The following is an 8,833-nucleotide window of genomic DNA, read 5'->3' on the forward strand; positions in this document are numbered from 1 at the left end:
ATGGCAGATTTACCAGATAACTTTGATAGCTGGGAACATTTACAAAGTACTTATATGCTTGAGTACAACAAGCGAGTTGATAAGTTCTTTAGTGATGTTGAAGGTAACGGTGATTTATCTAGTCCTCGCTCTGGATTAAAACTAGCGTGTAGGTTAGTTGATGGTGATAATCAAGCGACTTGGAATTTACGCACTTCGTTGTTTTTTGATGTTATTGGTTATAGTCGTAAAAATTTATCTATTTTTTATGGTAGTAGCATTGATACTAATTTACCTGTTGCAGGTCATCCACAATTATTTTTATATTTTTCGCAAGATTCTCATGCAGTGCCAAACAACGGTAAGAGATTGGACCATGAAAAATCATGCAGATTAACCCGTTACGCTTCTAAATCTGGTCAATCATTGCCAGCTATTACCAAAGCCAATTTATTAGAAATTGCCACAGAGATAAAACAGCAGTTTGTTTCTGGTGGGAAAGGAATTGTATACACTGCTGGAAAAGTAGCGGTAAGTTACACTGATGCAGCTAATGGTTTTCCTCGCGGTGGCCGTTGGTTAGTTAATTCAAAAGCTGAGGCAATCACTCTCTATGAAAAATTATGCAACGTGATTGACCGACCTTTTGACATTAATAAAATCAACGTCAACACCCCAGAAAAAGACAGCACAACTCAAGTGATCGCTGCAACGGATACGGTATTGGGTAAACAGTATAAAGAGTCTGCTTACCGTCCGGTGGCTAACTTACGCTTTAGGTATGCTTATGTGTCGTTTGGAAGTAATATCTCACCAATATTCCTGATAGACACTACTTTTAGACATACAGCACTGATTGCGTAAACTGCCATAAATATAAAAATCATTCCACAACATAGAGAAATGTATAACATTTCCAAGTGCCGGAACGTCTTGAAACCCGTGTTATTCCTGGATAAATCACATTTATCTGAATAACCAAAAATTATTTATGGCCTCAAGAGTAGCAGGTGTTGAGAATGTACCTCACGTAGTTGGTTCAGGAGATAACCGGGTTTTATTAGTATTGCCTGATGTTTATTCCTCGTTTGGTGCTGCTATTGGAGTAGTAAAGCTAGTGGGCGATCCTCCAGCAGGTGTACCTTCAACGACAGTTGGCCGTGCCATTGCAGAAGGATTAATTCGCAAAATTAAAGTCTCATACATTGGTTCCAACACGAAGCGTAAAGTAGCAACCTTGGTAGTTGCGGGTGATAAAGCATCGCAAGCTAGAGCAACTCTAATTGGTAGTACTTATAGCACCTTCAAAATCAGAACAGCTTACTACCCGACTTCTATTCAACTTGGGTAATTTATGCCCAAACTTCAGAAGTATTTTATCTCCGATGCTGCTTTTGATAAATTCTATTTTCGCTCAACAGCAGGACTTTATAACAGCATCGGTAGTGCGGTAACTGGAATTTATGCCGCACCAGATAACGAAAAAGATTTACCAGAATACACGCTCAAAAACTTATTGCATAAAGGCTTATTAATTAAGCTCTCTGCAATCGTTGTAGTAAACACAAAAAAACGCTCAATTGATTTACTTTGCAATAGATTAGTTTTTCCAACAATTTTGGATACTGCATTAGGTAAAAGCTTTTCTATTACTGGCGGTGCTTCTGGTGAAATCAAGTCTTTAAATCAGCGACTCAAACAAATTTCAAGAGGATGAAATGGCAAAGTTAGATAAATATGTTGCGACTGTTGGTACAAATAAATATGCTTTTCGCGCTCCAGCCGGCTTATACGCTGGCGCTATTGCTACCGAAACAGGAATCGCTGTAGCAGGAGATGCAGAGCAAGACTTACCAGAGTTTCCCGTTAAGAACCTATTGCGTAAAGGCATTCTTCGCCGTGTTCGCGCCATCACCAAGACATCCGCCGGGAAGCCTAGCAGCTTAAAACTGCTTTGCACTCAGGCTAAATTGGCGACAATTCTTGATGCTTTACAAGGCGACTCCTACACCATTACTGGTGGTGGCAATGGAACCATTACTAGTGTTGGCTTTGCGCTTCGTGTTGTAAGTCGTGGCTAATTGGGATTTGATTGGTGAATTAACTGTTAGCAATAGCTGGCAGTTATTCCCTAATGAAGTAATAGCGGACACTTTTAGAATTACTACAACAATTGCCAATCTTGATGATTGGAATAAATGGAAATTTAAAAGTGCTGCTTACTTGCGGTTTCGATATGCTGATGATAGCGCTTCGATTAAATATTATGTTCGCGTTCTGGATAAACCTACTATTTATGTATTTGCTGTTCCTGAAGACTTGAGAACGCAAGGATACATCATTAGAACTCCGGCAATTATCAGAGCTTCGCGCTATCTCCCCATCACACCGAATGCAAATTTTGCAGATTGGTCATTCAAGTTAGAAGCTTTATTGTAAGCATTCACTTCAAGAAATGATTAATAATATTTCAGTCTCAGAGTCTAACAATAGATTCAATAGCTGTGAAGGTGACGAAAAGGTTTTAGTAGCTAATACTAAAGCTGAAGTACTCAACCAAAACACCGATAGAAAATATGCGGCATTTATTAATAATTCCGTGGTTGACATTACTTTAATTCTTGGCAGTACTGAAAAAGGTGCTATTAACAAAGGGATTATTTTAAAACCTCGCGGAAGCTATGAAATCAACGCCAATAATTTATATCTAGGGAAAGTCAGCGCGGTTTCTGCTTTTGCTTGTAAATTAACTTATCTGGAGTGTGTTTAATGGGTTTATACAATCCTCCATCAGTTACGGTAGTAGAGACAACAAGTGGTACTTCTACACCAACTACCGTTGCATCTAGCACAACTAGTGGAACAATCCTAGCCGCAAATTCTAGCAGGCGTGGCGCGACAATTTGGAATGATAGCACTGCTACTCTCTATTTAGAATTTGGTGCAACTGCAACAACTGCTGCATTTACTGCCAAATTATCAGCAGGTGGTTACTTTGAAGTACCCTTCCGTTACACTGGCGTTATTTCTGGTATTTGGTCTGCGGCAAATGGGAATGCTTTGGTTAGAGAATTAACCTAATTTAAAATGCCATTATTTCAAACCGTTAGCGGGACCAGCATTCAATACATTCAATTACTTGATTCTAGAAGCAGTGGAACTCAGGGCGGTTCCTTCACTGCGAACGCGTGGTCTCCCAGACCGATTAACACCATTGCAACTGATGAAACCGGGTTAGTAACCTTATCGACTAATACTTTTGTATTGCCTGCTGGTAAATATTGGCTTGATTGTAAAGCAGCTTTTTACTTAGGAAATGCTCAAAGGCTCAGATTACAAAACACTACAGACAACACAACTATTCTTCTGGGAATGAGCGTCTGGAATTTTGTTTCTGCCTCTGATTTCATAAATACTTTGTCGGGGATGTTTACAATATCTGCTGCTAAGAATTTACAAATTCAATATCGCGTTAATAGCACTAATTTACAATCTCCCAATCTAGGCGATGCAACTAGTTTTAGTGTTAACGAAATTTACTTGATGGCTGATTTATTCAAGCTAAGTTAAGGGGGGATTATGATTGGTATTGATGTTGCTGCTGGTGGTTTAGTGTTGGCAGCGCTCACCTTTTTACTCAAGGCTACTGGCGATATGAAAAAAGATGCTGCTGATGCTGCTATGCATCGTGAGCGTATGTCAGGTCACCTTGAAATTATTATGTTTCGCGTCACCAGGATTGAAAAGCACCTGGATGACCAGAAAAAGCCAGTTTAACCATCTGGGGATTCACTCTAGTAAATTACTTGGATTTTTTGATGTCGTCGCCTGCATTCCCGTAGAGAATTAAATCTCCATTCTCGCTAACAATCTCTATGTAACCATTCGGGTGAAAGTCTGGATAGATGTATTTACGAACTATTCCACTTTGCTTGAATGGCTTAAAGTGTTCATCGTGAGACGGAAACTCGACTCGGTCGCCAGTTTGTAATTTTCTCTTTGATTTTTTCACTTTAGTAACTTTTGCAAACGAGTAGCATTTGAGTAGCGCGATCGCACTGAGCGATCGCAAAATATTAGGATAAGAATACCTGTTTTGAGTAGCATTTGAGTAGCAAAAAAGATTCAGAATTGTGAAAGCCTTGTGTATTCAGGCTTTAACAAGACTGACCAGAAGCAGTATGAGAATTTTATTAGTTGATGACGAAGTTGAACTAACTGGCCCCTTGAGTCGGATATTATCCCGTGAGGGTTATAGCGTAGATGCAGCTTATGAAGGAACAAGTGGCAGCAATCTGGCACAAACAGGCAGTTATGATCTGCTAATTTTAGATTGGATGCTGCCAGGAAAAACAGGTTTGGAAATTTGTCAGGAATTACGCCGCCAAGGTAAAACCACTCCCGTGCTGTTTCTGACAGCCAAGGATACTCTAGATGACCGAGTTGAAGGTTTAGATGCAGGTGCGGATGATTATTTGGTAAAACCTTTTGAATTGCGGGAATTGTTAGCCAGAGTCCGCGCTTTATTGCGTCGTTCTGGCGTCGAGACATACAGCACCACAACAGGACGCCTGATAGTAGCTGATTTAGAACTAGATATTGAAAACCAAGTAGCCTATCGTCACGAACGAGTAATTGAGCTATCCCAAAAAGAAAGCCAATTGCTGCAATACTTCATGGAACACAGTGGACAACTTTTGACTCACGCCCAGATTATGCAAAATCTCTGGCAAGATGAGGAACAACCAAGTAGCAATGTGATTGCTGCTTTAATTCGCCTACTGCGCCGTAAGATTGAGGTTGCTGGCGAAAGTCAGTTAATTCACACTGTTTATGGCAAAGGCTATCGTTTTGGCGCTGTTGCGGGAGATTAACTGGTGCCAAAAAGATGCGATCGCTCTAACCCCCGATTCTTAAAGAAGTTACAATTAGAAAATTGCTCTTCAAACTCCATTATTTCTCATCTGGAAACAGACGGGAGACTTCTATGACCCCAGCAACAATTGCTACACCAAAAAAGGAATCACCCCTTTTGTTTGAGGGACTGACCTGGAGAGAGTTCAAAGCGGTTGAGCAGTTGTTAGACCGTCCAGGATATCGACTGTCTTTCCTGGATGGAGTTTTGGAGATACGCAGAATGCCTGGAGAACCACACGAAACTGTTAAGGAAAGGATTGGCGCATTATTGGAACTTTACCTGTTGATGGCAGGGTTTGACTTTACTCCAACTGGTTCAATGACCTTGGAAAGTGAATCGGGTGCTGTCAAGCGAGAAGCAGATAAATCTTATAAACTTGCCCCTGGTCGAGTGCGTCCCGATTTAGCAATTGAGGTGGTATTTACCAGTGGGGGTATCGACAAGCTGGACGCATATAAGCGGCTGAAGATAAAGGAAGTGTGGTTTTGGGAAGATGGCGTGTTAGAGGTCTATCACCTCCAGGGAGAGGGAAATGCACTTCATTATGAAAAAATTTCTAGTAGTGAAGAGGTGAAAGGGATCGATCTGGATTTGTTGTTACGTTGCATTAATATGGTGAATCATGTGGATGCTATTAAAACTTTTCAACAGGCGCTTGTGAAATAGCTCCGGAGAAGTTGTGATATCGTTATTTACTAATCACCAATTGATTGATTTGCATTTGTAACTTGTCTCTAAATTGTTGCACTTTTTGATATATATTTGCACGCTTTTTTATTGACTGAGCTTCTAAATTTGCTTCTTTCTCGAACTGTTCTAAAGGTTGAATAAAATAACGCAGGCGAGTTTTCATCGCCCATACTCCCATAGAGGGAAATAGTATCAACAGCAGCATCAAAGGCGATAAAGGTAAGAATGGCAATTTAAATAATCGTTGCAATTTTTTGAGATTTACCGTCCAAGGATGCAAATATTCATTACCGATGCAAATAACTGGGAGAATGGGAACTTGATAGCGATCGCTCAACTGCATAAAACTTATATCAAACTTTTGCAATTGATAGCGTCTTCTCCAACCTTTCAAAGGCCCGCGTAAACCTTCAGGTGCATAGAGAAGAATTTTACGTTGCTGCATAGCGGCTTCAAAATCATCTAATTCTGCGCGCACACCACCTAAAACGCGTGACCATCCAGGCGGTAACCACCAAATTACCCAAGGATGCTCAAACAATGACACTCCTGCTAGCGGTTGCACTACCCATCCGCGTTCTTGACTTAATAAATAACCCAAAGTCAAAAAGTCCCAAGGAAAACTCATCCCTGCATGATTCATTGCCACAATCAATGGCCCTGTTTGTGGTAATTTTTCAACTTGGTGCAATTCACCTTGAAAATAATATTTAACGATAGGACTAAGAACTTCTTCGCGAAAAGCTTGTTGATAATTTGGATCAAATTCATCAATTTCTTTTCTTGGAGAACGACACCCAAGACGCAACCATCGAATCAGCAACGCTACATAAAATCCACCGGGTAACAAAAATAATATATATTCCAACCAATTCCAACCATCTGGATCTGTATGGTAATGTTGCCAGTGACGGTTAAATAAAATTAACCAACCTGGAGGATAGCATAGGCAAAACCAATCAAACCAGCTAAACTTATAGCCATCATTCGATGCCGTTTCTAGCTGAAGATTGAGCATATTTTCAGAGCTTTGATTGGTCACAATGAGTGTGTAATTTATAGAAAAATAAATTTATTTGTCTATTGTATATCAGTAATATTTTATTTGTGAATTTACTCATAGAAGTAGACTATAGGCTATAGATTTTTTTACAAGTCTTTCAGGAGTGCTATATTATCTTTTGACATTTTTAGTTTGCATCCAACTCCAGACATAAGCTTATATAGGACTCTTATTTGATTTTTGCAAAGCTAGGTAAACCTCTACTTTCTTTCTTTGTTGTTCCCTGTTCCCTACCTCTACGAGTAAGTTCAATACTGCTATATATTCTAATTGATATGTACGGTAAAGTTGAGGATTGATCAGCAGACCCATCAGATATAAGCGTTGGTGTACAAGACAATAATAATTAATATCATCTACCTTTGTGGTGGTTCTTGTGCTTATCGTAATAATTATAGTCTAGACTTGGGAAACTACAGGATGCATTTTTGGAATCACTGTTCTTTTATGTATAAAAGATCTTTAGCTTTTAATTAACTTCTTATTGCCAAATTCTAATTCCTTCTTTCCCGCCTGATACTAGAGTTTTACCATCTTTGGTGTAAAATACTCAGTCGTCATTTTTACCAAAGTTAACAATAGTTTTATCTGTCATTAAATCTCGAACTTGTAATTGCAAATATGTTTCCTCTCCAGTAACAGCGTAAGTTTTACCATCAGGGCTAATGTCAATTCCCACATAAGTATTTTTAGGAGTGCCAATTGCAGAACCACGATGAATTAATTTACCATCTTTTGCATTCCAAACCTCAACTTTCATACTATCAAAAGGTTTGGAAACTACAGCCATCAATTGATTGCTATCTTTGCTAAAAATTATAGAATTAGCAAACCCATTAACTGAAATTTTGCGAATTAGCTTGCCAGTTTTTAAATCCCACAATTTTATGGCGTTTTCTTCTATTCCAGCAGTTGCTAACACCTGGCTATTAGAACTAATAGACATCTGAGTAATACCAAATGCATTATTACTCTTGATGGTATTAATTAACTTGCCCGTCTTCAAATTCCATAGTTTAATTGTTTTATCAGCACTGGCGCTTGCTAAAATCTGTCCATTAGGGCTAAAAGCAAAAGTGGTAATTTCGTCTGTGTGCCCTGTGAGATTAAATTGAAAGGAACCTTGATTGAGTAAATTGCTAATCAATAATTTAATTTGAGTTACGTCTTGAAAAGATGGGTTAGTATTTAAATCGTAGCTGCCATCTTTTATTTGCATAATTACTCTGTTGCTATTATTAGTAGCTACCAAATAATTATTATTACTGCTTTCAATTAAATAACCTTGTCCTGTAAATCTGCGCTTACCTTCGCTTGTATCTGTACCAAATTCGTCTAAAATAAGGCGAGTACGCAAATGTAAATAACTGAGAGTTTGCAATCGAGCAATTAAATCAACATAGTAGTTTGTTTTTGCTTGATAAATATTTTTGACTTCAGTTTTTCGCCATCGTTGCACCATCTTACTTTGCTTTATCAACAGTTGCTCAATCTCAGAAAAATTCTTACCTGCGTCAAGTGCATCTGTGACAATATCGTAATCAAGTACTTCATCATCTGGATAGCGCTGACGGTCTTTTGCTACAGATTCTTGTATTTGTTTATTGGTAGGCTGGGTTAGAGAATTTTTATCTTCTGCAATTAATGAAGGAATTAACTTAGTTGAATTACTACCTTCTTTCTTTACCGTTGAATTAGCAGTAGTGTTCCAAACCTGAATAGCTGGATTACCACCAGAAAAGCTAATTAACGAATTCCCATCAGGGCTAAAAGCAATTACAGAATTTTCTGAGGGATTTGAGCCAGTTCCGCGAATTCTTTTAGGCTTGATCGTACGTCGCAATGTTTGAATTTATTTTCCACTAGCCACATCCCATAATTTAATTGTTAAAACTCCTTGATGATAATTCTGAGTTGCCAAAACGCCTCCATCTGGGCTAAAAACTAAAGACTTAATTTCTGAAGGCGAAGTATAAGTAAGAGTGTGAGTTACTATACCTGTTTGTATACTTATTAAAGTAATAATATTTTCGTTAATTTGACTGATGCTATTGTCAGCATTTTTTTGTTCCCCCCTGCGGTATGTTGCCAAAATTTGACTATCAGGACTCAAAATTGGATAACCGTAATACCAATTCACTAAAACTGTGATACAGATAAAGAAGGAATAAATATCAACGAGT

Annotated in this window: 14 protein-coding genes and 1 pseudogene; 11 read left to right on the forward strand and 4 right to left on the reverse strand. The window is 38.6% G+C overall.

Features of this window, described 5'->3' with window-relative positions; translation table 11 throughout:
- The 9 genes from BV375_RS05235 to BV375_RS05275 all read left to right on the forward strand — a co-directional run bounded on the left by BV375_RS05235 (position 1) and on the right by BV375_RS05275 (position 3,756).
- Entirely contained in the window at positions 1–843 is an 843-nt protein-coding gene (locus tag BV375_RS05235; RefSeq protein ID WP_086758016.1) for a hypothetical protein, read from the forward strand.
- 127 nt (positions 844–970) lie between these two features.
- Entirely contained in the window at positions 971–1,330 is a 360-nt protein-coding gene (locus BV375_RS05240) for a hypothetical protein (protein WP_086758018.1), read from the forward strand.
- A 3-nt stretch (positions 1,331–1,333) separates the two neighbouring features.
- Positions 1,334–1,696, forward strand: a complete 363-nt coding sequence (locus BV375_RS05245) for a hypothetical protein (RefSeq protein WP_086758020.1) — start codon at positions 1,334–1,336, stop codon at positions 1,694–1,696.
- Position 1,697: 1 nt separating this feature from the next.
- Positions 1,698–2,060, forward strand: coding sequence for a hypothetical protein (locus BV375_RS05250; RefSeq protein ID WP_086758022.1), 363 nt, complete (start codon positions 1,698–1,700; stop codon positions 2,058–2,060).
- On the forward strand, positions 2,053–2,418 hold the full coding sequence (locus BV375_RS05255) for a hypothetical protein (RefSeq protein ID WP_086758024.1): 366 nt from the start codon (positions 2,053–2,055) through the stop codon (positions 2,416–2,418). Before BV375_RS05250 ends, BV375_RS05255 begins: the two co-directional genes overlap by 8 nt.
- Before the next feature lie 16 nt (positions 2,419–2,434).
- On the forward strand, positions 2,435–2,749 hold the full coding sequence (locus BV375_RS05260; RefSeq protein WP_086758026.1) for a hypothetical protein: 315 nt from the start codon (positions 2,435–2,437) through the stop codon (positions 2,747–2,749).
- Positions 2,749–3,060, forward strand: coding sequence for a hypothetical protein (locus BV375_RS05265; RefSeq protein ID WP_086758028.1), 312 nt, complete (start codon positions 2,749–2,751; stop codon positions 3,058–3,060). Before BV375_RS05260 ends, BV375_RS05265 begins: the two co-directional genes overlap by 1 nt.
- Positions 3,061–3,066: 6 nt before the next feature.
- Complete coding sequence (locus BV375_RS05270; RefSeq protein ID WP_086758030.1) at positions 3,067–3,549, forward strand: hypothetical protein; 483 nt, start codon at positions 3,067–3,069, stop codon at positions 3,547–3,549.
- Positions 3,550–3,558: 9 nt separating this feature from the next.
- On the forward strand, positions 3,559–3,756 hold the full coding sequence (locus BV375_RS05275) for a hypothetical protein (protein ID WP_086758032.1): 198 nt from the start codon (positions 3,559–3,561) through the stop codon (positions 3,754–3,756).
- Positions 3,757–3,781: 25 nt separating this feature from the next.
- Here the strand turns inward: BV375_RS05275 and BV375_RS05280 are convergent, their stop codons facing one another.
- A complete protein-coding gene (locus BV375_RS05280; RefSeq protein ID WP_086758035.1) occupies positions 3,782–3,991 on the reverse strand; it encodes a hypothetical protein in 210 nt (69 codons plus the stop codon).
- 169 nt (positions 3,992–4,160) lie between these two features.
- Between BV375_RS05280 and rppA the strand changes: the two genes are divergently transcribed.
- Complete coding sequence (gene rppA, locus BV375_RS05285; protein ID WP_086758037.1) at positions 4,161–4,853, forward strand: two-component system response regulator RppA; 693 nt, start codon at positions 4,161–4,163, stop codon at positions 4,851–4,853.
- Positions 4,854–4,966: 113 nt separating this feature from the next.
- Positions 4,967–5,563: a Uma2 family endonuclease gene (locus BV375_RS05290; protein ID WP_086758039.1), complete on the forward strand. Its 597-nt coding sequence runs from the start codon at positions 4,967–4,969 to the stop codon at positions 5,561–5,563.
- 22 nt (positions 5,564–5,585) lie between these two features.
- Here the strand turns inward: BV375_RS05290 and BV375_RS05295 are convergent, their stop codons facing one another.
- The 3 genes and pseudogenes from BV375_RS05295 to BV375_RS05305 form a co-directional block, all read right to left on the reverse strand.
- A complete protein-coding gene (locus BV375_RS05295) occupies positions 5,586–6,629 on the reverse strand; it encodes a 1-acyl-sn-glycerol-3-phosphate acyltransferase (RefSeq protein WP_086758041.1) in 1,044 nt (347 codons plus the stop codon).
- A gap of 571 nt (positions 6,630–7,200) precedes the next feature.
- Positions 7,201–8,493: a hypothetical protein gene (locus BV375_RS05300; protein ID WP_086758043.1), complete on the reverse strand. Its 1,293-nt coding sequence runs from the start codon at positions 8,491–8,493 to the stop codon at positions 7,201–7,203.
- Positions 8,494–8,502: 9 nt separating this feature from the next.
- Positions 8,503–8,833: pseudogene (locus BV375_RS05305) on the reverse strand (hypothetical protein); the annotation flags it as partial.

This window comes from Nostoc sp. 106C (genome assembly GCF_002154725.1).
In the GTDB taxonomy this organism is placed as follows: Bacteria; Cyanobacteriota; Cyanobacteriia; order Cyanobacteriales; family Nostocaceae; genus Aulosira.